Source organism: Yinghuangia soli (assembly GCF_021502675.1).
GTDB classification, from domain to species: Bacteria; Actinomycetota; Actinomycetes; order Streptomycetales; family Streptomycetaceae; genus Yinghuangia; species Yinghuangia soli.
In genome coordinates, this window is the sequence record NZ_JAKFHA010000003.1 from 328,202 (window position 1) to 352,344 (window position 24,143).

Annotated in this window: 24 protein-coding genes; 15 read left to right on the forward strand and 9 right to left on the reverse strand. The window is 71.8% G+C overall.

The genetic code is table 11. The features are described 5' to 3' along the window. Window positions 1-111: 111 nt before the first annotated feature. The 6 genes from LZ495_RS08395 to LZ495_RS08420 all read left to right on the forward strand — a co-directional run bounded on the left by LZ495_RS08395 (window position 112) and on the right by LZ495_RS08420 (window position 6,689). Entirely contained in the window at window positions 112-1,164 is a 1,053-nt protein-coding gene (locus tag LZ495_RS08395) for a BMP family ABC transporter substrate-binding protein (protein ID WP_235051373.1), read from the forward strand. Then, window positions 1,161-2,930 (forward strand): ABC transporter ATP-binding protein, encoded by a 1,770-nt coding sequence (locus tag LZ495_RS08400; RefSeq protein WP_235051375.1) that lies wholly within the window; start codon window positions 1,161-1,163, stop codon window positions 2,928-2,930. Before LZ495_RS08395 ends, LZ495_RS08400 begins: the two co-directional genes overlap by 4 nt. Further along, window positions 2,927-4,102 carry an ABC transporter permease gene (locus LZ495_RS08405; protein ID WP_235051376.1) on the forward strand — a complete coding sequence of 392 codons (1,176 nt, stop codon included), beginning with the start codon at window positions 2,927-2,929 and terminating at the stop codon, window positions 4,100-4,102. Before LZ495_RS08400 ends, LZ495_RS08405 begins: the two co-directional genes overlap by 4 nt. Further along, a complete protein-coding gene (locus LZ495_RS08410) occupies window positions 4,099-5,019 on the forward strand; it encodes an ABC transporter permease (protein WP_235051377.1) in 921 nt (306 codons plus the stop codon). Before LZ495_RS08405 ends, LZ495_RS08410 begins: the two co-directional genes overlap by 4 nt. Before the next feature lie 79 nt (window positions 5,020-5,098). Then, window positions 5,099-6,085, forward strand: coding sequence for an ornithine cyclodeaminase family protein (locus LZ495_RS08415; protein ID WP_235051378.1), 987 nt, complete (start codon window positions 5,099-5,101; stop codon window positions 6,083-6,085). Between the two features lie 319 nt (window positions 6,086-6,404). After that, window positions 6,405-6,689: a hypothetical protein gene (locus LZ495_RS08420; RefSeq protein ID WP_235051379.1), complete on the forward strand. Its 285-nt coding sequence runs from the start codon at window positions 6,405-6,407 to the stop codon at window positions 6,687-6,689. Window positions 6,690-6,737: 48 nt separating this feature from the next. Here the strand turns inward: LZ495_RS08420 and LZ495_RS08425 are convergent, their stop codons facing one another. Both LZ495_RS08425 and LZ495_RS08430 read right to left on the reverse strand, forming a co-directional pair. Further along, entirely contained in the window at window positions 6,738-7,103 is a 366-nt protein-coding gene (locus LZ495_RS08425) for a cupin domain-containing protein (RefSeq protein ID WP_235051380.1), read from the reverse strand. A gap of 151 nt (window positions 7,104-7,254) precedes the next feature. Continuing rightward, on the reverse strand, window positions 7,255-7,443 hold the full coding sequence (locus tag LZ495_RS08430) for a hypothetical protein (protein ID WP_235051381.1): 189 nt from the start codon (window positions 7,441-7,443) through the stop codon (window positions 7,255-7,257). Window positions 7,444-7,602: 159 nt separating this feature from the next. On the opposite strand from LZ495_RS08430, the gene LZ495_RS08435 reads away from it, so the two are divergent. After that, window positions 7,603-8,169: a CGNR zinc finger domain-containing protein gene (locus LZ495_RS08435; RefSeq protein ID WP_235051382.1), complete on the forward strand. Its 567-nt coding sequence runs from the start codon at window positions 7,603-7,605 to the stop codon at window positions 8,167-8,169. Between the two features lie 64 nt (window positions 8,170-8,233). Here LZ495_RS08435 and LZ495_RS08440 read toward each other — a convergent pair whose 3' ends face one another. After that, window positions 8,234-8,929 (reverse strand): HD domain-containing protein, encoded by a 696-nt coding sequence (locus tag LZ495_RS08440; protein WP_235051383.1) that lies wholly within the window; start codon window positions 8,927-8,929, stop codon window positions 8,234-8,236. Window positions 8,930-9,275: 346 nt separating this feature from the next. On the opposite strand from LZ495_RS08440, the gene LZ495_RS08445 reads away from it, so the two are divergent. Together LZ495_RS08445 and LZ495_RS08450 are read left to right on the forward strand one after the other, a co-directional pair. Next, window positions 9,276-10,271, forward strand: coding sequence for a GlxA family transcriptional regulator (locus LZ495_RS08445; RefSeq protein WP_235051384.1), 996 nt, complete (start codon window positions 9,276-9,278; stop codon window positions 10,269-10,271). Between the two features lie 777 nt (window positions 10,272-11,048). Then, window positions 11,049-11,420 carry a hypothetical protein gene (locus LZ495_RS08450; RefSeq protein WP_235051385.1) on the forward strand — a complete coding sequence of 124 codons (372 nt, stop codon included), beginning with the start codon at window positions 11,049-11,051 and terminating at the stop codon, window positions 11,418-11,420. A gap of 527 nt (window positions 11,421-11,947) precedes the next feature. On the opposite strand, the gene LZ495_RS08455 is transcribed toward LZ495_RS08450, so the two are convergent. Beyond that, entirely contained in the window at window positions 11,948-13,678 is a 1,731-nt protein-coding gene (locus tag LZ495_RS08455; protein ID WP_235051386.1) for an alpha/beta hydrolase family protein, read from the reverse strand. Between the two features lie 88 nt (window positions 13,679-13,766). After that, on the reverse strand, window positions 13,767-15,203 hold the full coding sequence (locus LZ495_RS08460; protein ID WP_235051387.1) for an MFS transporter: 1,437 nt from the start codon (window positions 15,201-15,203) through the stop codon (window positions 13,767-13,769). A gap of 169 nt (window positions 15,204-15,372) precedes the next feature. On the opposite strand from LZ495_RS08460, the gene LZ495_RS08465 reads away from it, so the two are divergent. After that, window positions 15,373-16,407 (forward strand): Lrp/AsnC family transcriptional regulator, encoded by a 1,035-nt coding sequence (locus tag LZ495_RS08465; protein WP_235051388.1) that lies wholly within the window; start codon window positions 15,373-15,375, stop codon window positions 16,405-16,407. Window positions 16,408-16,489: 82 nt separating this feature from the next. On the opposite strand, the gene LZ495_RS08470 is transcribed toward LZ495_RS08465, so the two are convergent. Then, the gene (locus LZ495_RS08470; protein WP_235051389.1) at window positions 16,490-16,756 is read right to left on the reverse strand and encodes a helix-turn-helix domain-containing protein; all 267 of its coding nucleotides are present in this window, start codon (window positions 16,754-16,756) and stop codon (window positions 16,490-16,492) included. Further along, window positions 16,756-17,247, reverse strand: coding sequence for a DUF2975 domain-containing protein (locus tag LZ495_RS08475; protein ID WP_235051390.1), 492 nt, complete (start codon window positions 17,245-17,247; stop codon window positions 16,756-16,758). The genes LZ495_RS08470 and LZ495_RS08475 overlap by 1 nt, the downstream gene beginning before the upstream one ends. A gap of 241 nt (window positions 17,248-17,488) precedes the next feature. Between LZ495_RS08475 and LZ495_RS08480 the strand changes: the two genes are divergently transcribed. Further along, window positions 17,489-18,196: a hypothetical protein gene (locus tag LZ495_RS08480; protein WP_235051391.1), complete on the forward strand. Its 708-nt coding sequence runs from the start codon at window positions 17,489-17,491 to the stop codon at window positions 18,194-18,196. A gap of 67 nt (window positions 18,197-18,263) precedes the next feature. Here LZ495_RS08480 and mug read toward each other — a convergent pair whose 3' ends face one another. Next, window positions 18,264-18,812: a G/U mismatch-specific DNA glycosylase gene (mug, locus tag LZ495_RS08485; RefSeq protein ID WP_308267771.1), complete on the reverse strand. Its 549-nt coding sequence runs from the start codon at window positions 18,810-18,812 to the stop codon at window positions 18,264-18,266. Window positions 18,813-18,948: 136 nt separating this feature from the next. Here mug and LZ495_RS08490 point away from each other — a divergent pair, with 136 nt between their 5' ends. From LZ495_RS08490 to LZ495_RS08500, 3 genes are all read left to right on the forward strand, one after another. After that, window positions 18,949-20,037: a fatty acid desaturase family protein gene (locus tag LZ495_RS08490; protein ID WP_235051392.1), complete on the forward strand. Its 1,089-nt coding sequence runs from the start codon at window positions 18,949-18,951 to the stop codon at window positions 20,035-20,037. A gap of 25 nt (window positions 20,038-20,062) precedes the next feature. After that, window positions 20,063-21,268: a hypothetical protein gene (locus LZ495_RS08495; protein ID WP_235051393.1), complete on the forward strand. Its 1,206-nt coding sequence runs from the start codon at window positions 20,063-20,065 to the stop codon at window positions 21,266-21,268. Between the two features lie 75 nt (window positions 21,269-21,343). Then, window positions 21,344-22,234 carry a patatin-like phospholipase family protein gene (locus LZ495_RS08500; RefSeq protein WP_235051394.1) on the forward strand — a complete coding sequence of 297 codons (891 nt, stop codon included), beginning with the start codon at window positions 21,344-21,346 and terminating at the stop codon, window positions 22,232-22,234. Between the two features lie 35 nt (window positions 22,235-22,269). Here LZ495_RS08500 and LZ495_RS08505 read toward each other — a convergent pair whose 3' ends face one another. Then, window positions 22,270-23,124, reverse strand: a complete 855-nt coding sequence (locus LZ495_RS08505; protein WP_235051395.1) for a hypothetical protein — start codon at window positions 23,122-23,124, stop codon at window positions 22,270-22,272. A gap of 281 nt (window positions 23,125-23,405) precedes the next feature. On the opposite strand from LZ495_RS08505, the gene LZ495_RS08510 reads away from it, so the two are divergent. Further along, on the forward strand, window positions 23,406-24,134 hold the full coding sequence (locus tag LZ495_RS08510; protein ID WP_235051396.1) for an SDR family oxidoreductase: 729 nt from the start codon (window positions 23,406-23,408) through the stop codon (window positions 24,132-24,134). The last annotated feature ends 9 nt before the right edge of the window (window positions 24,135-24,143 follow it).

Below are 24,143 nucleotides of genomic sequence, written 5' to 3' on the forward strand. Positions count from 1 at the left end.
ACCTGCGCGAAACCCGCCCGGAACACAACGCCCGGAGACTGATGCCCCAATAGCGGTATACCACTAACGCGACCGGCCGCATCCGGTCGTGACATCCCAGGAGTCGCCACCATGAGCAACCTCCGCACGGACCGCCGCCGCAGAACCGCCGTACCTGCCGCCGCTTCGGCCGGCCTCGCCGTGGCACTGCTCGCCCTCACCGCGTGCGGCGGCAGCACCGACGGCACCGCACCGGCGGCCGGCGCCGGGCCCTCGGGCGCCCCCGGCGGCGCGAAGCTCAAGGTCGGCGTGATGTTCCCCGGCTCGATCTCGGACAACGGGTTCATGGAGTCCGCGTACCTCGGCCTCCAGCGGCTCAAGGCCACGCTCGGCGACCGCGTCGAGTTCGCGCACGTCGAGCAGGTCGCCAAGGCCGACTACCAGCAGGCCCTGGTCCGGTTCGCGCAGGACGCACAACTTGTCATCTCACTCGGCGGCCAGACCGACGCCGACGTACGCAAGGTCGCCCCGCAGTTCCCGAAGGTCAAGTTCGTCGAGATCGGCGGGCCCGCGGACGCCGCGCCGCTCGCCAATCTGGCGCTGTACGACCCGCAGCAGGCCGAGGCCGAGTTCCTGTCCGGCGTCGTCGCCGCGAGCCTGTCCAAGACCGGCACGGTCGGCTTCGTCGGCGGCGTCGAACTGCCCGCGATCGTCAACGCGGGCAAGTCGTTCGAAGCGGGCGCGAAGTACGCGCGGCCCGACGTCAAGGTCCTCAAGCCCGCGTACGTCGGCGACTTCAACGACGTCGCCAAGGCCAAGCAGGCCGCCGCCGCGGGGTACAGCGCGGGCGCCGACGTCCTGGGCCAGATCGTCAACCTCGGCAAGAAGGGCATGGCCCAGGCCGCGGCCGACGCCTCGGCCTCGTTCGTCGGCGGCCCCATCCCCAAGGACTGCGGCAGCGAACCGGGCGTGGTCGGCTACGTCAAGACCGACATCGGCGCCGAAGTCTCGTACGCAGTCGAACAGGTCCTCGCCGGAACCTGGAAGGCCGAGCAGGTCAGGTTCGGGCTGACCGCCCCGCACACCGCGTCCGACTTCATCCTGTGCGACCCGAGCCCGGCTGCGGCCGCCAAACTCGCCGAGGCCAAGCAGGCCATCGCCGCGGGCACCGTCAAGGCCGGGTGAGCGCCGTGCCCAGCCTGACCTGGCGCGCGCCCCGCGCCCGCCCCGCCCCGGAGCCTTTCCGGGGCGGGGCTGCCCCGGACGAGGCGAGATCGTCCGGCGCGGACCGCGCAGACGCCACCGTCACCCTCGAACTCGAAGGCCTCACCAAGGCGTTCGGGGCCACCCCGGCCCTCGACGCGGCCTCCTTGCGAGTCCGCGCGGGCACCGTGCACTGCGTCCTCGGGGAGAACGGGGCAGGCAAATCGACGCTGTGCAACCTCGTGTTCGGCGCCCACTCCCCCGATGCGGGGACGATGCGGCTGTACGGCGAGCCGTACGCCCCGCAGCGTCCCGCCGACGCACTCGCCGCCGGAGTCGCCATGGTGCATCAGCACTTCAGCCTGGTGCCCACCATGACCGTCGCGGAGAACCTGCTGCTCGGCACGGGCCTGCGCCTGCGCCCGCCGCGCCGCGAACTGCTCGGCGAACTGGACGCGGTGGCCGACACGTACGGCCTGAGCCTCGACCCCGACGCCCGCGTCGACGCGCTGCCCGTCGGCATCCGCCAACAGGTCGAGATCGTCAAGTGCCTGCTGCGCAAACCGCGTCTGCTTCTGCTGGACGAGCCGACCGGCGTGCTCGACCCCGCGCAGATCGAGTCGCTCATGGCCACCTGCCGCCGTATCGCCGAGGCCGGCCACGCAGTCGTACTGGTCACCCACAAGCTCGCCGAGGTCGCGCGGGCCGGCGACGAGGCGACCGTGCTGCGCGGCGGCCGGGTGGTCGGCGGCGGTCCGCTGGCCGGCATCGCGCAGAGCGACCTCGTCGCGATGATGGTCGGGCGCCGGGTCGCGGAGCTCGACCCGCTGCTCGCCGCGGGACTCGGTCTTGAGGGTGCCAGGCCCGAAGGCGTCGGGCCCGAAGGCTCCGGGGCCGACGAAAGCGCCGTGGACGCCGCGCCCGACGGCGGCGGGCCGCCCGCGCCAGGCGCAACCGTCCCGGCGGCGGCCGCCGCAACATCGGCGGGCGCGCCGCGCGCTGCGGCCCTCGCCGTACGCGGCCTCACCGTCCGACGCCCTGACGGCACCACGGCCCTGGACGCGGTCTCGCTCACCGTCGCGCGCGGCGAAATCCTGGGTGTGGCGGGCGTCGAGGGCAACGGCCAGTCCGAACTGGGCGCCGTGCTCGCCGGATCCCTGCGGGCCCGGTCCGGATCGGTCGAACTCGACGGGCACGACATCACCGCGGCGCCGCCCGCCCGGCGCACCCGCCTCGGCCTCGGCGTCGTCCCGGAAGACCGCCTGCACGAAGGCTGCATCGGCGAACTCTCGGTCGCCGAGAACCTCTTCCTTGCCCGACTTGCCGACTTCCGGCGGTACGGCCTCCTCGACCGGCGCGCGCTGAACCGCGCAGCGGACGAGGTCGTCGCCGCCCACGCGATCCGCACCGAAGACAGCCGGGCCCCGATGCGCACGCTATCCGGCGGCAACCAGCAAAAGGTGGTGCTGGCCCGCGAGTTGGCCCTGGACCCGCTGGTCTGCCTGGTCGCCTCGCAGCCGACCCGCGGCCTGGACATCGGCGCGGTCGGCGCCGTGGTCACGCGGCTGCGCGACGCCGCGGCACGCGGCTGCGGCATCCTCCTGATCTCCAGCGAACTCTCCGAACTCCTGGCCGTCGCCGACCGCATCGTCGTCATGTACCGCGGCCGCGCGCTCGGCCCGGTACGCACCGGCGAACCCGGGGCCCGCGAGCGGCTCGGCCGCCTGATGACCGGAGCCGACGCATGACCGCCCCGCCGCGGCCCGCCGCCGCCTCCGCGTCCGCCCCCGGACCCGGCGCCTCCCGACCCGACGCCGACCGACCCGACACATCTCGACCCGGCACCGCCCGGTTCTCCCCCGCCCGGCTCGCCTGGCTGCGCAGCCCGGTCGTCCTCGGCGTCCCGGCTGCCGCGATCGCCGCCGGCGTCGCGGTGCTGCTGGTGATCGGCTCCGGCGCCACTCCCGCGGAGGCCGGACAGGCGCTCGCCGACGGCATGTTCGGCACCGACTACGCGATCGGGGTGTCCTTCAACGGCGTCGCCGTCCTCATGCTCATCGCGGTCGGCTTCAGCGTCGCGCACCGCGTCGGACTGGTGAACGTCGGCGGCGAAGGCCAGTTGTGCCTGGGCGCGTTGGCCGGAACGGCGGTCGGCGTGAAGTTGGGCGACGGGCTGCCTCGGGCGCTCGGCACGCCGTTGGTCCTGGCCGCGGGGTTCGCGGCCGGCGCACTGTGGGCCGGGATCGCCGCATACCTCAAGGTGCGGCGCGGCACCAGCGAGGTCATCACCACACTGCTGCTCAACTTCGTCGGCATCGGCCTCGTCTCCCTCGCGGTCCACGAAGAGGCCCTGCTGCGGCAGCCGGTCACCTCCTCCGAGACGCTGCCGCAATCGGAGCCGGTCGCCTCGTCCGGGCGGCTGCCGCTCCTCGACGCGGCCACCTCGCCGGCCACGATCGCGATCGTGGTGGCCGTCGCCTCGGCGCTGGTGGTCGCGGTCGTCCTGCGGCACACCGCCACGGGGCTGCGCCTGAAGGCCGCGGGCCGGTCGGCACCGGCTGCGCGCCGGGCCGGGCTCCCGGTCGGGCGGCTGGAAGGCGGGGCGCTGGCCGTCGCGGGCGGTTTCGCCGGGCTCGCGGGTGCGGTGCTGGTCGCGACCGCGCCGTACGTGCTCGACGAAGGCCTCTCATCCGGCTACGGATTCGCGGGCCTGGTGGTGGGCCTGCTGGCCCGCGGCTCGCTCACCGCCGTCGCGGCGGTCGCCCTGCTGCTGGGCTTCCTAGTGTCGGGCGGCATCAACCTGCAGATCGCCGCGGGGGTCCCCGCCTCGACCGTCCAGGTGGCGCAGAGCGTCCTGGTGGTGTGCATCGCCGGGGCCATGCGCTGGACCGCGGCCCGACCCGGCGGAGGCGCCCGATGAGTCCCGTATCCGACCTCCTGTCCGGCGGCGTGCACCTCGCGCTGCCGGTACTCCTCGCGGCAAGCGGCGAATTGATCAGCGAGCGCGCGGGCGTGCTCAATCTCAGCCTCGAAGGCATGATGCTCACCGGGGCGTTCGCGTCGGTGGCCGGCGCGCTGCAGAGCGGCGACGCGACCGTCGGGGTGCTGTGCGGCGTCGCCGCGGCCGTGTTGTTCGCGGCCTTGCAGGCCGTCCTGAGCGTGACCCTGCGCGCCGACCAGGTCGTCGTCGGCATCGCCGCGAACGCGCTGGCGCTGGGCGCGACGACGTACGGCTCCCGCGTCATGCTGGGCGACGACCGCAACGCGACGGTGCCCTCCTTCGACGAGCTGCCCGTGCCCGGTTTGTCCGACATCCCGTACGTCGGCCCCGCGCTGTTCGCGCACACGGCACTCGGGTACGCGGCCCTCGCGCTCGTCGCCGTCATCGGCCTCGCCGCCTCCCGCCGCACCGGCCTCGGCCTGGCCGTCGACGCCGCGGGCGAGGACGCGGAGACCGCGGACCGCTCGGGCCTGCCGGTCCGCGGCATCCGGTACGCCTGCGTGCTCCTGGCCGGCCTCACCGCAGGCCTGGGCGGGGCGCAGCTCGCGCTGTCCGAAGTCCACGCCTTCACCGACAACATGACGGCCGGCATCGGCTACCTCGCCGTCGTGGCGGTGATCGCGGGCCGCTGGCGGGCGCTGCCGACCGCACTTGCCTGCGTGTTCTTCGGGATCGCCCAGGCCCTGCAGTTCACCGCGCCGGCCCTGGGGGTCGACCTGCCGGTGGCGGTTCTGGTGATGTCGCCGTACGTCATCGCGCTGCTGGCCGTCAGCGGACTGGTCGGCCGCAGCCGCGCCCCTGCCTGCCTGACCGTCCCGTTCGCCCGCACCGGGTGACCTCCCCCGCCTGCACGCTCCGCACCTCTCCCGCTGCTCGCCACCGCTACCCGCCTCCGACCCGCAAGGACGGTTGTTGATGACGCTTTTCCTGACCCGCACCGAAGTCCTCGACCTCATGGACATGGGCAGGATGATCGACGCGGTGTCCCGCGCACATGCGGACGCCGCGCAGGGCCGGGCGGTCAACCCCGGGCCGCACGGCATCGTGATGCCCGGCTCGGAGACCGTGTTCCTGCCCATGACCGCGGCCTCGGCCCCGCTGCGCGGCGCGGCGGTCAAACTCCTCGCCGACATGCCGGCCAACCGGGCGCGCGGGCTCCCCGCGCAGCGCTCCACGGTGATGGTCGTCGACCCGGAGACCGGTGCCTGCGAGGCGGTCCTCGACGGACGCGCCCTCACGCTCTTCCGCACCGCCGCCGCGTCCGCGGTGGCGACCCGCCACCTCGCCCGCCCCGACAGCCGTGTGCTGGGGCTGATCGGCGCCGGCGCACTGGCGGCCACCCACGTCGAGGCACTGCGCGCGGTCCTCCCGCTCGCCGAGGTCCGGGTGTGGAGCCGCACCGCCGCGACCGCGGCGGCCTGCGCGGAGGGCATCACCGCGACAGGCCTGGAGGCACGCGTGGTGGACGATCCTCGGGACGCCGTCGAAGGCGTCGACGTCCTGTGCACCCTCACGCCGTCGCGCGAACCCCTCGTACGCGGCGCCTGGTTCCGCCCGGGCCTGCACGTCAACGCGGTCGGCGCACCGCCCCGCGCCGACCACCGCGAGATCGACACCGAGGGCGTACGCCGCGCCCGCGTCGTCGTCGACAACCGCGAGACCGCACGCCTGGACTCCGGCGATGTCATGATCCCGGTCGCCGAAGGCGCCATCGACCCCGCGCACTTCGCCGACGAACTCGGCGAGATCATCGTCGGCGCAAAGCCGGGCCGCGAGAAGCCGGACGAGATCACGCTCTTCAACTCCGTGGGCATCGGCCTCCAGGACTTGGCCGCCGCCCGCCTGGTCATCGACCGAGCCCGGCAACTGGGCATCGGTTTCGACATCGACCTGTCCCGCTGACACGCTGCCGCCACGTCGGTGTGCGCGTCGCCGGTCCATACTGCGGCACCGGCGACGTGCACACCGAAGCAGCCGCGACTCGCCCCGTCAGCCCGTCGTCCGCTGCCCGTCGCTCGTCTCGCGGATGCCGCGCGATCCGACGTCGGCCGCGTCGGCCGCAACTCGACTGCGTCGCCAACGCGGCCGAGGCCCAGGCGGCAGTGGACCGCGCAGGATCGCCCGCAGTCGAGCTTGTGCGCAGTCGAACCCGACGCGGTGCCGCGCCCACGATCGTGGTGCGTCCCCCAGACCCGGCGGTCGAGGGAGGAGCATGCTGGCCATGACGACCTCAGCGGACCCCGACAAGGTGCCTTCAGGTCCCGACGCCCACTACCTGACGCACACCGCCCGCAGCTACGGCTGGACCGTGACCGCGCACCCCGACGCCACGGTGCGGCTGTCCCTGCCGGACCGCAGCATGCATCTGCGCTTCACGCCGGACGGCGCTTTCCGCCACGCGACCGCGACGGGCCCCGACCACACCGACCACCGGCTGGACCTGCGCCAGGTCGTGGACGTACTGGAACGGCACGGCTCGGCGAAACCACCGGCGCCGCGCGCGTGACGGCTGCCGGCCCAGGGCCGCGCCGGTGCACGGCGCGGCGCACGGCCGTCAGCCCATCTGGGCCTTGACGTGGTCGACGACCGCCGCGAAGTCACCGGTCGGCGAGAACTCCACGAACTCCGAGTCCTCAAGGGCTTCCGGAACGTGCCCGGGCTCCCAGTAGTACGCCTGACCCGCCTCGTAGATGTCGTCCCCCGACGGAGTGTGCATCTTCACCCGCCCCTTGATCAGGTACCCCCAGTGCGGGCATTGGCACGCGTCACCGGGAAGCCCTTGCATGGCCGGGCCCATGTGTGTGCCCTTCGGCAGCCGGATGAAGCCGACCGAGAGATCACCGCCGATAGGTTTCGTACGCACTTCGACGCCGTTGCCCTCGATCACCACAGGTACGTCGTTGCGAGTCGCGGCCGTCATGGCGTTGGTCCTCCTCCGGCCCTCGTGGAACCCCGCGTCTTCAAGCCTGGCACTCCCCGGACGCCGCGGCACGCGGTGGAGGGTCGCGCGGCCCTGCCGACTGCCGGACCGCCGCTCAGGGACGCGCCCCGGCCGCCGGCAACGGGTGGGTCTATCCGGCAGTTTCGGGGGCCTGGGTACCGAACCGCGCTCCCGCTGCGCGCGCAGTGCCACCTGCTCCGGCCAGGAGGTCCATGACCGGCTCGGGGGCCCGGCTCTGCGCGAGCAGGCCCGCGTCCGCGACCGGGCGCGGGGGCAGCAGCCGGACCGCGATGCTGCCGCACGTGCAGCGGGTGTACACGACTTCTCCCTGCGAAGTGCGGTGCCGCGACAGCTCCCGCTCCCATCGCCCGTCGGTCCGCCCGCACACACTGCAGGTCGACGCCATGGCAGCCCCTCCGTCGATCGGTAATACTTCTAGCAGGGTCACTCCTTACCGATGAGACTATGTAAGGGTTCAATGGACGTCAACGGTTACCGCAGCGACGGTGTCGGCGCCTCCGTCGCCATGGTCAATTTCTGGACGGTCGACCATGCCGGCGCGGACGCCCCCGCACCCACGGTCGAGCAGGTGCGCGAACTGCTCGCGCCGTTCTCCTTCCTGGTCCAGGACGCCCGCGCCGCGCACGTCCCGTTGCTCGCCGCCTGGGCCGCCGAACTGCGCGGCGTCTTCGAGGCCGCCGACCTGGAAGAGGCCGTCGACCGCGGCAACGCCCTGCTCGCGCAGATCACCGTGAACCCCCGCCTGGTCGACCACGGCTACGGCCTGCACGTCCACTACGCCCCCTCGGGCGTGCCGTTCGTCGACCGTGCGCGCATCAACAGCGCCATGGGGATCGCGAACCTGCTCGCCGAATACGGCATCGACCGCTCGGGGGTGTGCGCGGCCGACGCCTGCGAACGCGTCTACGCGGACACCTCCCGCAACGGCCGGCGCCGCTACTGCTCCGAGGCGTGTGCCAATCGCGCCAACGTGGCCGCCCACCGGGCCCGCAAACGCGCCGCCACCGGGTCTCAGGGCGACTGAGGGCCGAGGCGCGGGCACAGCATGATGATGGCGCGGTCCGCGGATCGGCCCTCCCGCCCGCGCGTCACTCGGCCCAGTCCGACCCCTCGATGACGTCCACGAAGTCGCCGCGCTCGAACCCCGGGACGAACCGGGCCAGCACGTCCGCCTTCACGTTGCCGAACGTCGTGGCCGGCCGGTCCTTGATGCCGTCCGTGAACGCCGCCAGGATGCGCCGCTTGAAGTCCGGGCGCGGGTGCGCCGCGACGACCGCCGCGCGCACGTCGTCCGGCAGGTCCGCGTAGCCGATGCCCAGCACGTCGAGTTCGACGCCCGCGGTCACGAGGGCGACTTCGGGGGCCATGCCGTACGGGATCTCCGGTGTGGTGTGCAGCGCGATGCCCTCCCACACCAGGCGGACCGAGTCCGCCGGGACGCCGTGCCCGCGGAGGAATGCCGCGGCCGCCTCGGCACCGTCGAGCTCGAACCTGCGCGCGGTGGTGCGGTACGGGTCGACCAGGCCGAGGTCGTGGAACATCGCCCCGACGTAGAGCAGTTCAGGGTCGAACGCCAGTCCGCGCCGGGCCCCTTGCCACGCGCCGAACAGGTAGACGCGGCGCGAGTGGTGGAACAACAGTTCGCCCGCGACGTCGCGCACCAGTTCGGTGGTCTCCGCGGCGATCCGGCTGTCGGGCACCTTGATGCCGCCGATCTCCGAGGGTACGGGCGCAGTCGTGGATGCACCGGAGGTGGCGGAGGCGGTGGAGGACGAGTTGGACATGGCGGGCTCCCGAACTTCTGAAACGGACCGAACTCCCGGACGGGGCCGGGCGGCTCGGCTGAACGCCTTCAGCCTCCCGCCGGGCACCGGGCCGCGACCATGACCGTACGGCCATGAATCCCTCGGATTCGGCCATCGCGCCCTCCGCCGCATTCCCTCAGCCCCGTCGCTCTCAGCCCCTCCGCCCTCAGCCCCTCCGCCGCACTCCCCTCAGCCCCTCCGCCCTCAGCCCCTCCGCCGCACTCCCCTCAGCCCCTCAGCCCCTCAGCCCCTCAGCCCCTCCGCCCCGTCGCCCCTCCGCCCCGTCGCCCGTCGCCCGTCGCCCGTCGCCCGTTAGCGTGACCGCATGCCCGCGCCCGTCCGCCACATCGTCTTCCTCGCCTTCCCCGGCGTCCGCCAGCTCGACATCACCGGTCCGCTCGAAGTGTTCGCCACCGCCCGCGACCTCGGCGCCGCCTACTCCTGGACGGTGTGCTCGCCCGACGGAGCCGACGTCGCGACCCCGTCCGGACGCCTGGCCGTCGACGCCCCCGCCGACCCGACCGTCCTGCACGCCCGCGGCCCTGTCGACACGATCATCGTCCCCGGCTCCGCGGACCTGCCCGAAGGACCGGACCCCGACGGACTGCTGCCCGCCCTGCACGCGCTGACCTCGGCCGCCGCCACGCCGCCGCGCCGCGTCGCGGCCGTCTGCACCGGCGCCTTCGCCCTCGCGTCCGCCGGGCTCCTCGACCACCGCCGCGCCACCACCCACTGGCGGCACGCCGCGACGCTCGCCCGGCGCCACCCCCTGATCGAGGTCGAGCCGGACGCGATCCACGTACGCGACGGGCACCTGCTGACGTCCGCCGGCGTGACGGCGGGCATCGACCTCGCCCTCGCCATGGTCGAGGCCGACGCCGGGGCCGACCTGGCCCGCGAAGTCGCCCGCGACCTGGTCGTGTTCATGCAGCGCCCCGGCGGCCAGTCGCAGTTCTCCTCGGCACTCCGCACCGCGCCCCCGCACCACGACCTGCTGCGCGGGGTCGTCGACGCCATCGCCGCCGACCCCGCCGAGGACCACCGCGCCCCCGCCCTGGCCGCACGCGCCGGGCTGAGCGTCCGCCACCTCACGCGCCTGTTCCACGACCAACTCGGCACGACCCCGGCCGGCTACGTCGAGGCCGCCCGTGTGGCGGCCGCGCAGGGCCTCCTCGCCTCCGGCGCCACCGTTACTGGCGCCGCCCAGCGCAGCGGCTTCGGCAGCGACGAGTCCCTGCGCCGCGCGTTCGCCCGCCGGTTGGGCGTAACCCCGTCGGCGTACCGAGCACGCTTCCGCACCACGGCGAGAGACATGTCGTGAGCTCCGGCCCCGGGTCGGTGAACTCGGCCGACGTAGCTTGAGACGGTGCCCCGTACTCGCGAATGACGGGACGGCCCCCGCTCCCCCAGCCCAATCCGAAGTGGCGGCGCGGCCCTCAGATCGTCAGAGCGTTCACCGCGGGCCTCGGCGGTGAAGTGGGCGTGCTGACCACCAAGGTCGGCAGGCCCCAAATGCCGCATTGCCGAAGTTGCCGTCCGACGAGTGGCGTGTTCGGGGTCCCGGAGCCGGGGACCGCCTCGAGCGGCGACCTTGACTCCTACTGGGGCATCCACCACCCGCAAGCACCAACGCACTGCCCAGCACCCGACGTACAAGACGCCGCGCTCACCTCCTGATCGGGATGTTCGCCAAACCCGCTTCCCCGTCCTTCCGGTCTCGACGGGCGGGTGCCGGGATGTGCAAAGTACGCGCGCATTGGACTTGCGCTTTTTGGATGGCCTTTTGTTGCAACGTATCGCCGATTGATACGTTGCCGAAACCCGCGACATTCACGGGAGTTCAACGTCGAACCCAGGAAAGCACCCGATTCGGGAGCGACGGAGGACCCCGTGAGGCCGCAGGTGCCGGCGGTGTGCCTGCCTTGCGAGACGCCCTTGCCGCGGGCGCGGATGTGAACGGCGACGGCAAACACGGCCGGACGACTCTGCTGGTCTCGGCCGTCGGTCCGCCTTGTCGCTCCGGCTCCGGTGGCGACGACCGCCGGAGCCGACTCGTAGACACCGAGAAGATTGGTGAAGCGTGAGAACCACTGCACGAATGATTGCCACGTGTGTCGCCGCCCTGGCATTCACGGGAGCTTCGGCGACCGTCGCCCAGGCGCAGACATCCGCTACGGCGGCAAGTTGGCAGTGCAAAGGCACCCAGGTGTCGCTCTGCATCGAAAAGGTGGCCACGGACAAGGTCCGGGTGAACTTCGTCAACACGACGTACAGCACGGTCAAGGCGCGTTTCGGCCTGACCTGCGCCGGTCCGTCGGGTCAGTGGGTATACGACCTGAAGACGGACCTCGCACCGCGAGGCGGATACCTCTCCGGCACCATCACCTGCCCCGTCGGAATGCGGGACACCGCCGTCGGCTGGCAGATCACCAGCACCAGCACTTACTACTCGCCGAGAATCAGCATCTGACCTTCCTCACCAGATACGAGCTCCCGGTGACGAACCACCGCGCGTCGATCGTCGGCCGACCGCCGGCAACGGCTGCGCGCTCCGGCTTGTAGCAGCTCGGGACGGTGTGCCCGCCGTCCCGAGTCAAGCGGAACCCGCCGACCAAGCCCACACGGGGTCCAGCTATCGCAAGACCATCCGTTGGCCCGGCGCCCGGAGATCGAGAACCCCGTATAGCGGGGATCGACAGCCCCTGCATGCCGAAATGCTGTCGTAGGAACGCTGTTTGCGTAGACCCCTACTACGCCTGGGATGCAACTGCCATCACTGCGCCAAGCTGCACGGCTGGGACGAACTCCCGGACGAATGGCGGCAGATCCATCGGATCCTTCCCTGGACACTCCCACCACCTGGATGTCCGACGCCATCGACGCCTGCCCCACCACGCTCCCCGGTTTGTCGGCCTCTCACGTCCCCTACGAGTCGATCAGCGCCGGAGGCGCCTGGGCCGCCGTCCTCTTGCGGGAAATCTCCGGGGCGGGTCGGCTTCAGGCCGGCGCGCCGGTTGCCGCGTCGGTTGCCGCGGCGGCGGTCGCCGCGGCGGAGCTGCTGCGGAGGACGCGGCGCAGGTAGGCGACGGTGAGTTCGGTGTAGGGGATGTGGTCGGCGCCTGCGAAGGCGTGGCCCGCCTCGGGGACGAGGACGAGTTCGGCGGGGACGCCGTGCCGGATGCAGGCATCGGCGAGTTGCCGGCTGTGGGCGGCCGGGACGGGGGTGTCCTCGGTGCCGTGCACGAGCAGCATGGGCGCGGTGTCGGGCCCGGCCTGGTGGAGGGGGCTGGCCTGGCGGGCGAGTCCGGGCCGGTCGGCGAGGAGGTCGCGGACGGGTTCGGCGAAGCCGTGCTCGAGCATCGCGGTCAGATCGGTGGGGCCGTACCAGCTCACGGCGGCATGGATGCGGCTGGTGCCGGTGGCCACGCCGAGATCGCCTTCGAGGTCGGGGCGGTGCCCGGTGGTGGCAAGGAGCGCGGCGAGGTGTCCGCCGGCGGACTCTCCCCAGGCGGCGACGCGGCCGGGGTCGATGCCGAGGCGGTCGGCGTGGTACTTCAGCCAGCGGATCGCGCTCTTGGTGTCGTGCAGCTGGGCCGGCCAGGGCGCCTCGCCGCTGAGCCGGTACTGGATGGACGCGAACGCGATTCCGGCGGCCAGGAGTTCCTCGCGGATGCGCTCGGTGTCGATGGGCGTGGCAACGTGCTTGTTCGTGCCCCACATCCACGCGCCGCCGTGCAGCCAGGCGACGACCGGCACGGGTCCGTCGCGGCGCGGCACCTCCACGTCGATCATCAGCGGGCGGAAGCCGCGGATGCGGGCGACGAGCCCGTCGCGGAAGCGTACACGGTCCTCCAGCGTTTCGGCGCGCGGGAATTCGTGGTCGGCGAACCGCATGAGCTCGGCCTCGGCCGCGCTCATCGGCGGAACCGCGGTCGGGGTCGCGGCGAGGCGGTCGGCGAACCAGTCGGCGGTGGCGGCCACGACCGGGGTGGACTGGTCGCGGTCGGGGTCGAGGACGCCGAAGATGTGGTCCGCGCCGGCCAGTTCGGTGAACGTGAGGTCGGTGGCAGGGGTGGCGCGCAGGAGCGCGGCGGACGCGGCAGGGTCGATGAGGGTGTCCGCCGAGCCGGCGAGCGCGAGGATCGGGCGGTCGAAGGCGGCGAGGGCCGCGTCCAGGTCGAGGCGCTGGATCTCGTGCCACCAGGTGCGGGAGAAGGTGAAGGTGGTGAATCCCAGGTCCGCGGTGACGTGGTCGGCGTCCCCGGCGAACGCGGGGGCCAGGAACGCGAATGCGGGGCCGGGCTGCGCCGCGGGGCCGCAGGACCACCAGCCCAGGGCGGCGAGTCGGGGTTCGGCCCGGGCGAGGAGTGCGGCGATCATGCCGCCCTGGGAGAACCCGAGGCAGGCGACCCGCGTGTCGTCGATGTCCTCGCGTGCGCTCAGCCACCGGTAGGCGGCGTGGGCGTCGGCGAGTTCGCCGGTGACGGTCAGGTCGGTCTGGGGGCGGGTGCTCGCGCCGCAGCCGGCGAAGTCGATGCGCAGCGAGGCCACGCCGCGGGCGGCGAGCGCGGCGGCGAGCCGGGAGAACATGCCGCCGACCTCGTCGCGGTGGCTGGCGGTGCCGTGCAGCAGGAGCACGGCCGGGAAGGGACCGTTCCCGGGGGGTGTCGCCAGCGCGGCGGGGATGTCACCGGAATCGCCGGGGATGGTCAGGCTGCGGTCGTTCATGGTCGTCCTTCGCTGAGGGCGGTACGGGCCCCGCGCGGCGGCCGTGCGCCGGGTCGCCGCGCGGGGCTGTCGAGGGGTGGGCGTGCGGTCAGGCTTCGGCGGTCTGCGGGCCGGGCGCGGCGCCGGAGTGCGCCTCGGCGGGGTGCGCGTCGGCAGGGGCGTGCGAGCGGGAGCGGGCGCGCGGGATCAGGAGCGTCAGCACCGCGGCCACGACCATGAACGCGGCCATGAGCGCGAACGCGTGGGTGAACGCGTCCTGGGTGGGCAGCGGCGGCGCGCCGGGCATCGAGACGGTGTCCCGGGCCAGTACCGACCCGCTGAGCGCGAAGCCGAGCGAGGATCCGAAGGAGAACATCACCGACACGATCCCGGGGAGGAACGCAGGGGTCTCCGCCGGCGAGAACAGCACGCCGAGCCCGGTCGCCGCTGTCATCGCCGCGCCGGCGAAGACGCAGGTCACCAGAGTTGCGAACACGAACGCGGGAACCGCGGAGTCCATGCACAGGGCGAGACCGACCAGCCCCGCGCCCGCCAGCGAGGTGGCGGTGACCAGGATCGGCCGCCACCCGACCCGGCGCGCGAGGTTGCCCATGGCCGGGGCGATGCACACGGTCAGGAAGGTGCCGGGCAGGACGGCCAGCGAGTAGTCGGTGGCGCTCAGTCCGAACCCTCCGACCGCCTCGGGAAGTTCTGCCCAGAACGGCATGAGCATGTTGGCGGCGCCCATGAACCCGGCCATGCCGAACAAGATGATGGCCGCCAGGCCCCACACACGGCGGCTGGCGAGCAGCCCGACCTGGACCATCGGGTGCGCCGAGACCCGCTCGACGACGACGAACGCAGCGATCAGGGCGGCTCCGACGGCCAGCAGCCCGAGCGTTCCGGCGTCCGTCCAGCCCCAGGTGCCGGACTGCGCGAGGCCTGTCGAGACCGCGACCACGCCGGCGCCGAGCGTGGCGATGCCCAGCCAGTCGGTGCGTTGGGACACCGCTTCCGAGCGGGGTACGAAGGCGGCCACGCACACGACCGCGGCTGCGCCGACCGCCGCGGCGATCCAGAAGATCCCCCGGTACCCGACCGTGTCGGTGACCCGTCCGGCGATGAAGATGTCGATGCCGCTCACCCCGCTGTTGAGCGCGTTCAGCCACCCCAGGTACAGCGGGTACTCCTCGGCCGGGACCTGGTCGCGCAGGATCAGGAACGACAGCGGCAGCGCGACCACCCCGGTGGCCTGCAGCCAGCGCCCCAGGTCGAACAGGACCAGGTTCCCCGACGTCGCCACCAGCACGCTGCCGGCGATCCCGAGCACCAGTACCGCCAGCAGCATCCGCCGCCGTCCGAACCGGTCGCTGACCGGGAGCGACGCGGCGGCCAGCCCGCCGAATGCGAAGAACAGCGCCTGGGACAGCGACATTTGCGATGCGGACGCCCCCAGATCAGGGCCGATCTTCGGCAGTGCCGGAGTGATCATCACCGCCGCCACCTGGAACGAGGAGATCGCCAGGAGCAGCGTCGCCAGCAGCACCCCGCGCGAGACCGGGCGAGAGGCCGGGCGGGCGGGTCTGGCGGTCGGGGAGGATCCGGGCTCTCCGCGGAGGCCGGTGGGGCACAGCAGGGCTTCATCAGCCCTGATCGTGGCGCCCGATGCACCGGAACCCCTGATCTACCGGATACCGCCGCGTAGAGTGCCGCCCATGCCTGATTCCGTCGCCGATCGCGCGCCCATGGACGAGTTGGACCTCGCCGTGGTCCAGGCCGTGGAGCGCGCGCCGCGCGGGTCCTGGGCCGTGATCGGCGCCGCCGTGGGCGCCGACCCGACCACCGCCGCCCGGCGCTGGGAACGCCTCGAGGCCGCCGGCGCGGCATGGGTGACCTGCTATCCGGTCCTGCTCACCTCGCTCGCCGTCGCGATCGTGGAGGTGGGCTGCGCCCCCGGGACGGCGCTGACCACCGCGCGCACCATCGCCCGCGACCCCCAGGCCGTCTTCGTCGACGTCGTCACGGGCACGACCGACGTCCTCGCCACCGTCGTCACCGATGGCATGGCCTCGATGTCCGCCTACGTCCTCGAACGCCTCGGCGCCATACCAGGCGTCACCGCCGTACACACCCACCCGGTCCTGACCGTGCACTCCGAAGGCACCCACATCGGCCACGCCGCACTCGACAAGGCCGCCCTCGACCGCCTCCCCGTGCCCGACCACGGCCGCATCACCGGCGCCACCGACGGCATCGACGACATCGACGGCCTCGACTGGGCCATCTGCCTCGCCCTCAGCCGCGACGGCCGCCGGCCGCTCAGTGCCCTCAGCCAGGACGTGGGCTTCAGCGAGGCCACCGTCCGCCGCCGCCTGGCCAAGCTCACCCGGCTGCACGCCCTGCGCATGATGGTCGAGGTCGCCGCCGCCCAGACCCCCGCGCCGCTCACCGCCTGGTACACCGCGCGCACCCCCGCCGACACCCTCGCCACCGCCGCCGCGACGATCGCCGCGCTGCCCAACATCAAAGCCGTCACCTCGGTCGCCGGCCCCGACAACCTCGTCTTCAAGGCCGTGTTCCGCGATCTCGCCGACATCCACCGCTTCGACATCGACTTGAAGCGTCTGCTCCCCGAACTGGACGCCACCGACCGCAAGATCGTGCTCCGCCCCATCCGTCTCATGAGCCGACTCGTCGACCCCGACGGGTACGCCACGGAAGTGGTGTCCATCGACATCCGGCGCAGCTGACGCCCCTGGTTCCGGCGCACCTTGTCCGGGACAGGCACACCACGCCGCCGGCAGGCAGGCGACGGCGCGTCGGCGGGCGCGCTCATTCGCCTGCGGCGTCCTCCGCGTCCTCCGCGTCCTCGGGCTCCCCTAGCTCCCCCGGCTCCCCCGGTTCCCAGCGGAGCAGGTCGCCCGGTTGGCAGTCGAGGACCTCGCAGAGCGCGGCGAGCGTCGTGAAGCGCACCGCCTTGGCGCGGCCGTTCTTGAGTACCGCCAGATTGGCCGGTGTGATCCCCACGCGGTCCGCAAGTTCGCCCACGGACATCTTCCGCTTGGCCAGCATCACGTCGATGTCGACGGTGATGGGCATCAGATCACCTGGTCCAACTCGGCCTGCATGCACGTCGCTTGGACGTCACGGTCGACGGCCTGGGCGAGCAGCGTACGCAGCACGAGCACGACGAGGGCCATGCCGAGGATGGCCACGCCGATCCCGGCCATGATGCCCGTGACACCGGGGTCGTCCCGCTGGTCCGGCGCGTTCACCGCGGTGACCGCGAACCACACGAGCGCGGCCGCGACGATGGCCCCGATGATGCCGTCCACGTAGCGGAAGGCGGCGTGGGAGAAGACGGTTCCGCGTCGCACCATGGACACCAGGCGCCAGATGCAGACCATGGCGACTTGGGCCGTGCCGATGCCGACGATCGTGATCACGCGCAGCGCGGTCAGCGGAAGCGAACCGTCCTCCGGGTCCTTCCCGCTGATCAGCATCCACAGCATCAGAACCTGGACGAGCACACTGCCGGTGAGCACCACAGCGAGCACGGCATGCAACGCGCGTACGGTCAGCTTTCCCACGGCACACCCTCCCATCGAATCACGATGGGAATCTATCGAATTTCGATAGATCAAGCAAGGTTGAAGGGGGCGATGACGGCTTCGTGTCCCGCCGGGAGGCTGCCGCCCTGCCGTGCCGACGACCGCGCATGGCACAAGGCGGGGATCGACAGCCTCTGCGCGCCGAAATGCTCTCGTACGCATGCTGTTTGCGTAGAGAGAATGATCGCGGCAGGTAGGGGTTTCGGGGCGAGGGGACAGCATGGCGGCGTCGCGGGCGGCTTTGCGGCCGGAGGGACTCCGGGCGAGGGTGGTGGTCCAGCGGGTGCGGTTGGGTGACGACGAGTACCGGGTGATCCGTCCCGTCCGTACGAAGAACGTCGCTCTGTATGCCGCCGAGGGCGGCAACTATGGGCTGTGCGTGGACCGGGCGGACGGCCGGCAGCTGGGCACGCTGCTGATGCTGGCGGCCCGTTCGCCCCGGTCCCTTGTGTACCTGCCGCTGCGCTCGACCCCCGGGGTCCCGGGTATCGGGCCGCCGGACGAGCAGCCGCTCGACCTGTTGCTGGTGCCCCGAGCCCAGCAGTTCCGGCCGGCCCACTGGAAAGCACTGCGCGCGAGGATCACGGCGGGCAACGCCCCGCGCGAACTCCGCACGGCGAGCGTGCCGGAGAGCGATCTGGGCAAGGACGTCGCGTGCAGCCGACCGCCCGGGGAACGGCACACGCTCCGCCAGCACCTGCACGCAGAGACGCTGTTCCTGACAGGTTCGTCCGGTGCCTTCCGCAAGGCCGCGCGGCACGTGTTCGCATTGACCGCGGACGGACCGCCGATAGCGGCCAAGTACCGAGACCTGTACTACGCGTGGGGCTGCAACTACCACCACTGCACCAACTTGTACGACTGGGAGGAACTCCCGGACGACTGGCGGCAGATCCACTTGATCTTCCATCCGACGTGGGCGAGGTGAGCGCCGCAGCCGGAAAGAGACCGACAGCTTCGCACCGGACCCCGTTGATGCGGCCCCGGTGGTGCGATCACTCCTCGACGGCGGCTTTCAGTTCGGCGAAGCGTTCGCCGAGGGTCTCGGCGGTGAAGTGGGCGTTCAGGCCGCTCGGATTGGGGAGGACCCAGATGCCGGTCTTCCCGAGCGTGCGGTCCTGGCGGCCGAGGGCCGCGCGCGGCGCCGCGAACGCGGTGCGGTACGCGCCGATGCCGACGACGGCGAGCCAGCGCGGGCGGTACTTCTCGACCTTGGCGCGCAGGATCTCGCCGCCCTGGATGTACTCCTCCTTGGTGAGCTCCGCTGCCCCGGCGGTCGCGCGTGCGACCACGTTGGTGATGCCCAGTCCCAGGTCGGTCAGCGTGTCCTGCTCATCGGGCCGGTACAGCCGCGGGGTGAACCCGGACAGGTGCAGCGCCGGCCAGAAGCGGTTGCCGGGGCGGGCGAAGTGGTGGCCGGTGACGGCCGACATGAGGCCGGGATTGATGCCGCAGAAGAGGACGTCGAGGCCCTTGGCGATGACGTCCGGGATGGTCTGCCCGTTGGCGGCGGCGAGTTCTTCTCGGCTGTAGCGCTTGGTCACCCGGACATTGTCCGCTACTGCTCGGATGGGCAATCGACTGCGTGGGCCAACGGGTGGGGTCTATCGTTGTCGGGGGTGTCGGCGCACGAGCGCGGACGGGGGAATCGTGTCAGCACGGGGGAATCCGGCTATTCCGGTGGGGCTCGAGGCGGTGCTTCGGGCTTATCGCAAAGACGAGTTGCGGCATCGCCGGCGTCCGCCGGCGGTGCGCTACTGGAGTGACCTGGCAGTGCGGGCGGCCGCGCTCGCGATGGGCTATGCGCTGTGCTTCGCGGCGTCGCCGTTGTTGTACGTGCCCGGCGTGGTGCTCTTTGCGCTCGTTTCGGTGTCGATGATCGGGTCGTGGTTCCACGACGCGTTGCACGGCAATGTCCCGGGCGGCCGGTGGCGGGTCGCGGCGATCCTGCGGGCCGGGTCGGCGCCCACCGGTATCGGTCCGCGCTGGTGGTTCCACAAGCACGTGCAATTGCATCATCGGCATGTCGGGGACGCGCGGTTCGATCCGGATATCCAGTTCCACTACTTCGGGCGGGTGACCGCCGACCAGCAGTGGTTTCCGCAGCACCGCTACCAGCATCTGTACATGTGGTTCCTGTTGCCGTTCTCGACGTTGAACATGCTCAAGCCCAGTGAGCTCTGGACGGTACGCCGCGAGGCGGTCCAGGCTGTGCTGGGCGGCCGGGGGCGCCGGTACGGCTGGGTCTTGTTGCTCGACAAGTACCTGCCGCATGTGCTGGTGTGGGCCCCGCTGTTCGCGTGGCTGCCCCTCGGGCGGGCGGCGGCGCTCTATCTCGCGTTCCATCTGATCGCCGGCACGTTCGTCTCCCTGATCACCCAGGTCCAGCACAACACCGACCTGGCGGAGTACGGGGGCGGCGGCGAGACCACGGCTTCGCTTGTCACGCACCTGCGGCGCTCCACGGACGTCGGGCAGCGCCGCGGCTTTTGGTACTGGCTCAGCGGCGGCACCACGTATCACGTGGTGCACCACCTCGCACCCAGCCTCTCGTTCCAGGAACTCCCTTACTCCACAAAGCGATTGGTGTCCGCTCTGGAAGGCACCGGGGAACGGGTGCGCGTACACCCCGGCATGTGGGCGGCGGTCAAGTCGCACGGCCGCCTCATCCGCACCTTGTCGAACCCACCGGACGAAGCGAAGGCGGTAGCTCGTGGCACACGGGAGAACGGCCCCGTCGGGGAACACGCCCGGCCGAGTCGAGCCTGAGGACCTCAACATCAGGCCGTTCCTCGTGGACCCCATCATCCTGGCCAGGATCCGCAAGCACCGGCCCGCGACACAGACCGCTGCCCCGGCCCCGACTCCCCCGACCGGCCTCGCGGGGGCGTCCGACGAACGCTCGCCGTACGCGGTCGCTGTCGTCTGCACGCTTGCCGTCGTGGCGCTCATCTCCTGGTCCGCGCTCATCACCGGCGACTTCTACCGGCCGGACTGGAACGTGGCGGTCTTTCCGGACCTCTGGGACTTCGCGTCGCGGTCGCCGAGCAGCGACCCGACTGCGGACTCCGTGCCCTATCTGCGCGACTACCCCTCCTGGATCCTCACCGCCTCGATATCCGCCTCCGTGCCCCTGGTCTTCGGGATCTACGTCAGCCTCCAGAGTCTGCACGAGAGCCTCGACAAGTCGCACTGCATCAAGTGCGACGACGCTGCCCGCGTGCAGCTCAAGGCCGAAGTCGACAAGCTCAACAAGAGTTTCGAACGGCACGGGAAATACTCGTGGTTGGCGATCCTCGCGTGCGCTGCCGTGGTGGTCGGGCTCAATCTGCGCATGCAGGGCAACCTGTTCTCCTTCTTGGAGACCGATCACCTGTACGACCACTGGTGGGCGCGGCTCGCGCCGTTCAGTGTCGGGGGTCTCGTCTGGGTATTGATGGGCACCGTCGGCATGTACATGGTGTACGCCGAGGCCGTCGTCGGCATTCGCTACGTGGGCTTCCTCAAGCGGGTCCGAGACCAGTACAAATTCGGCACCAATCCGCTCAACCCGGATAACTTCTACGGCTGGCTGAAGCTCCGCCAGGCCGTCACCAACCTGCAGGGCGGCGTGATCTGCACCGTCGCCACCGCGTTCGGCATGTTCTTCTTTCTGCAACCGGCGATCGGCTCGGTCCTGACCGTCATCGTCCTGGGGCTCTTCATCGGCATGGTCCTGTGGGTGTTCGTGGCGTCGATGACCCATATCCGCAAGGCCGTCGCGGTCGACCGGCAAGAGCAGATCGACGAGCTCATCCAGGCGATAGGGCACATTCCGAGGAGCCCGAGCGCGTCGGCGTCCGACAACCTGCATTACCTGGTCACCCTGAAGCGCCTGAGGGATGTCCAAGCCCTCCCGTCCATGCCCATCAACAAGGGCGTCCTGCTGGCGAGCGCACTTTCCGTCCTCGCTCCGACCGTGGCGATCGTGGTGCAGATCGCCCGCATGGTGCGATCCTGAACGGAAGTTCCCGCCCGGACCGGCAGCCGGAATCCGAGACCCGACCCGAGACTCAGGGAGCCGAACGTGCTTGCGGTGGCGATTCAAGGCGGCGCGATGCGGTCGATCTACGCGCTGGGTGCGGTACGAGCCATGGTCGACCTCGGCCTTCCCGAGCAAGTGGGAGCGGTGTACTCCTCAAGTGCGGGCTGCGTGGCCGGATCGGTCCTGGCCGGCCAGGCAGGTGCGGAACGGCCGCCCGCGGTCGAGGAACTCGTCGACATCTTTCTGGACGAGCTCAGCGGCGGCCGCTTCATCGACCACCGGCGCTGGCGCAAGGTGGTGGACGTGGACCTCTTGGTCTCGGTGATCCGCAGCCGTACCGGGATCTCGGTGGACGCGCTCAAGTCCCGCGGCCTGCGTTTCGAGGTCGCCGCCACGGACGCCCGGACCGGGGCCGCCGAATACTTCGACCTGGGGCACTGCGCCTCGGACGCGGAACTGTTCGAAGTGCTGCGCGCGACCATGGCCATCCCGCTCCTGTACCACCGCAAGGTGCCCATCCGGACCGGCGCGTACATCGACGGCGGCATCTCCGACCCGCTGCCGGTGCTGCGCTGCCTGGCCCAGCAGCCCACCGCGGTGATCGCGGTCTCCACGGTCGGCGTGGGAGTGCTGGGCCGTCCCCGCGTCGGCCGCGAGGCCCGGATGGTCCAGGCCGCGCCGGGGCTGTCCCGGCCGGTGCGCGGGCTGATGCTCGCCGCCAACCCGCTGGCGCGCAGCGCCGAGGACCTCCTGCTCATCGGACGCTGCGGCAACGTGCCCATCCACGCGGTCACTCCGTCGGACCCCGACATCCTCACCAGCCGCGTCGAGACCCGCCGCGAACCTTTGATGCGCGCCGAACAACTCGGTTACGCGGACGCCATGGCCAGCCTCGCAGGCATCAGCTTCGACACCGGCGCACCCCAAGGCGCGTCCGGATAGCGGCCGACGCAGGGCTCCACGCGCGCCCGCAAGGGTCACGGCGTGGTGCAGATTCCCCAAGCGGTGACGGTCTGGGGGGTGCTGCCGACGTTGACGGCGCGGGTCGTCCAGAGGCGGACGTTCTGCTCGGCGTCCGCGCTCGGGAGCGTGTCCCGGACGTAGGCGAAGTCGTCGCTGGTCTGCACGCCTCCCCCGGTCAGGAACTGGCCCCGCGGGCAGATGACCGTCGAAGACCCGGACGTGCCGGGGGCGATCTCGGCGTCCGGGCCGAAGTGGACGGCGTGCGGGACGGTCGAGCAGGTGACGTTGACCCATAGGCGGCCGGGCTGCGCGTCGACGTTCTTGGCCGTGGCCGCCCAGCCGTCGGTGAACGGGATCGAGTCGTTGATGAGCATGCGGCCGGAGGACGTGCGCGGTCCGCCGCCGGTCGGCACCTGGCCGCTCGGGCAGCGGGCGATGTGTGAGCGGACTTCGCCCGGCGGGACGTCGACTCCGCCTCCTTCGGGTTCCATCAGCACGGTGTGGGGAGCCGGGGAGCAGACGACGTACGAGATCACCGAGATGGATCTGTCGGGGCCGAGGAGGTTGTGCGCCTGGGTGACCCAGAAGTTGCTGCCGCCGTACGACCCGACAGTGAAGGCGGCCGGGTCGTCGTAGTCGTAGTTGAAGCTGCCGCCTCCCGTGGCGAACTCACCCTGGGGACAGGACGCGACGGTCGTCAGCAGCTCGCCGTACCGAGCCTGTTTGAAGATGCCGCTGTAGAGCTTGTGGGGCGATGGCGCCGCCGCGGCGGGGCGGGCGTTCGCCGGGCCGGTGGTGGATGCCGTGATCGCGGTGCAGCCGAGCAGGATTGCGGCGGCAAGGGCCTTGAGACGGGTGCGTCGGGTCATGGCGGCCTCTCAGCAGCAGGGACAGGTAGACCCAACCGCACGGATGCCGTACGCGTACGGCAAGGACACGCCGAGCACGAGAGTGGTGACGTCGACTTTCACCCGAACGGGCGCGTGCCGTGCGGCGCAAGGGCCGTGGCAGCAGGGCCTTCGTCCGTCGGTTCGCGTCGCCGAGCGCTTCTCGGCCGCGGGCCGCGGTCGCCCCGATAGTGTCCGTTACCGGTCCGGCGCGTCCCGCGCGGACCGGCGGACCACAGGCGACGGACGACGCGGGGAGCATCATGGCCGATCGGATGCGGAACGGAACGGGGGCGCCGGTCACGCTGGTCACCGGCGGGTCGAGCGGGATCGGCCTGGAGGCTGTGCGGCGGCTGCTGGAGGCGGGCCACATGGTGGCCATGACCGGCCGGGACGAGAAGAAGCTGGCTGCCGCGGTCGAGGAACTGGAGGCCGGTGAGCACGTGTTGGCGCTGCCCGGAGACGCGGCGGACTGGGCCGCCGTGTCGCACGCGGTCGCCGAGACCGTGCGCGTGTTCGGGCGCCTCGACAACGCGGTGGCCAACGCCGGCTTCGCGGTCCCCGGGAGCGTGGAGACCGCGGATCCGGACGACATGCGGGCGATGGTGCTGACCAACGTGCTGGGCCCGACCCTGCTGGTGAAGGCCGCGCTGCCGGAACTTAGGCGTACGCAGGGCCGCATCGTGCTGGTCGGCAGCGTCGCCGGGTTCAAGAACACCGCGGGCAACCTGTACTCGGTGACGAAGTGGGCGGTCACCGCGCTGGCGGAGAACACCCGGATGCTCGTCACCGGCGAAGGCGTCGGCGTGACGCTGCTGGCACCGGGGCGGGTGCTGACCCCGTTCTGGGACGACCGCCCGGGCGGCGCGGCCGCCGCGGGTCCGATGCTGACCCCGGATCAGATCGCGGACGCCATCGTGTGGGCAGTGAGCCAGCCGGAGGGCGTGGACGTCAACACGCTCGTGATCCGGCCCATCGGCCAGCCGAACTGACCCGGCGCG

Bases quoted from the DNA above. Each gene is read 5' to 3' on its own strand.
- LZ495_RS08395 (WP_235051373.1), top strand. From the start codon at position 112: ATGAGCAACCTCCGCACGGACCGCCGCCGCAGAACCGCCGTACCTGCC.
- LZ495_RS08405 (WP_235051376.1), top strand. From the start codon at position 2,927: ATGACCGCCCCGCCGCGGCCCGCCGCCGCCTCCGCGTCCGCCCCCGGA.
- LZ495_RS08410 (WP_235051377.1), top strand. From the start codon at position 4,099: ATGAGTCCCGTATCCGACCTCCTGTCCGGCGGCGTGCACCTCGCGCTG.
- LZ495_RS08415 (WP_235051378.1), top strand. From the start codon at position 5,099: ATGACGCTTTTCCTGACCCGCACCGAAGTCCTCGACCTCATGGACATG.
- LZ495_RS08420 (WP_235051379.1), top strand. From the start codon at position 6,405: ATGACGACCTCAGCGGACCCCGACAAGGTGCCTTCAGGTCCCGACGCC.
- LZ495_RS08425 (WP_235051380.1), bottom strand. From the start codon at position 7,103: ATGACGGCCGCGACTCGCAACGACGTACCTGTGGTGATCGAGGGCAAC.
- LZ495_RS08435 (WP_235051382.1), top strand. From the start codon at position 7,603: ATGGACGTCAACGGTTACCGCAGCGACGGTGTCGGCGCCTCCGTCGCC.
- LZ495_RS08440 (WP_235051383.1), bottom strand. From the start codon at position 8,929: ATGTCCAACTCGTCCTCCACCGCCTCCGCCACCTCCGGTGCATCCACG.
- LZ495_RS08445 (WP_235051384.1), top strand. From the start codon at position 9,276: ATGCCCGCGCCCGTCCGCCACATCGTCTTCCTCGCCTTCCCCGGCGTC.
- LZ495_RS08450 (WP_235051385.1), top strand. From the start codon at position 11,049: ATGATTGCCACGTGTGTCGCCGCCCTGGCATTCACGGGAGCTTCGGCG.
- LZ495_RS08455 (WP_235051386.1), bottom strand. From the start codon at position 13,678: ATGAACGACCGCAGCCTGACCATCCCCGGCGATTCCGGTGACATCCCC.
- LZ495_RS08465 (WP_235051388.1), top strand. From the start codon at position 15,373: ATGCCTGATTCCGTCGCCGATCGCGCGCCCATGGACGAGTTGGACCTC.
- LZ495_RS08470 (WP_235051389.1), bottom strand. From the start codon at position 16,756: ATGCCCATCACCGTCGACATCGACGTGATGCTGGCCAAGCGGAAGATG.
- LZ495_RS08480 (WP_235051391.1), top strand. From the start codon at position 17,489: ATGGCGGCGTCGCGGGCGGCTTTGCGGCCGGAGGGACTCCGGGCGAGG.
- LZ495_RS08505 (WP_235051395.1), bottom strand. From the start codon at position 23,124: ATGACCCGACGCACCCGTCTCAAGGCCCTTGCCGCCGCAATCCTGCTC.
- LZ495_RS08510 (WP_235051396.1), top strand. From the start codon at position 23,406: ATGGCCGATCGGATGCGGAACGGAACGGGGGCGCCGGTCACGCTGGTC.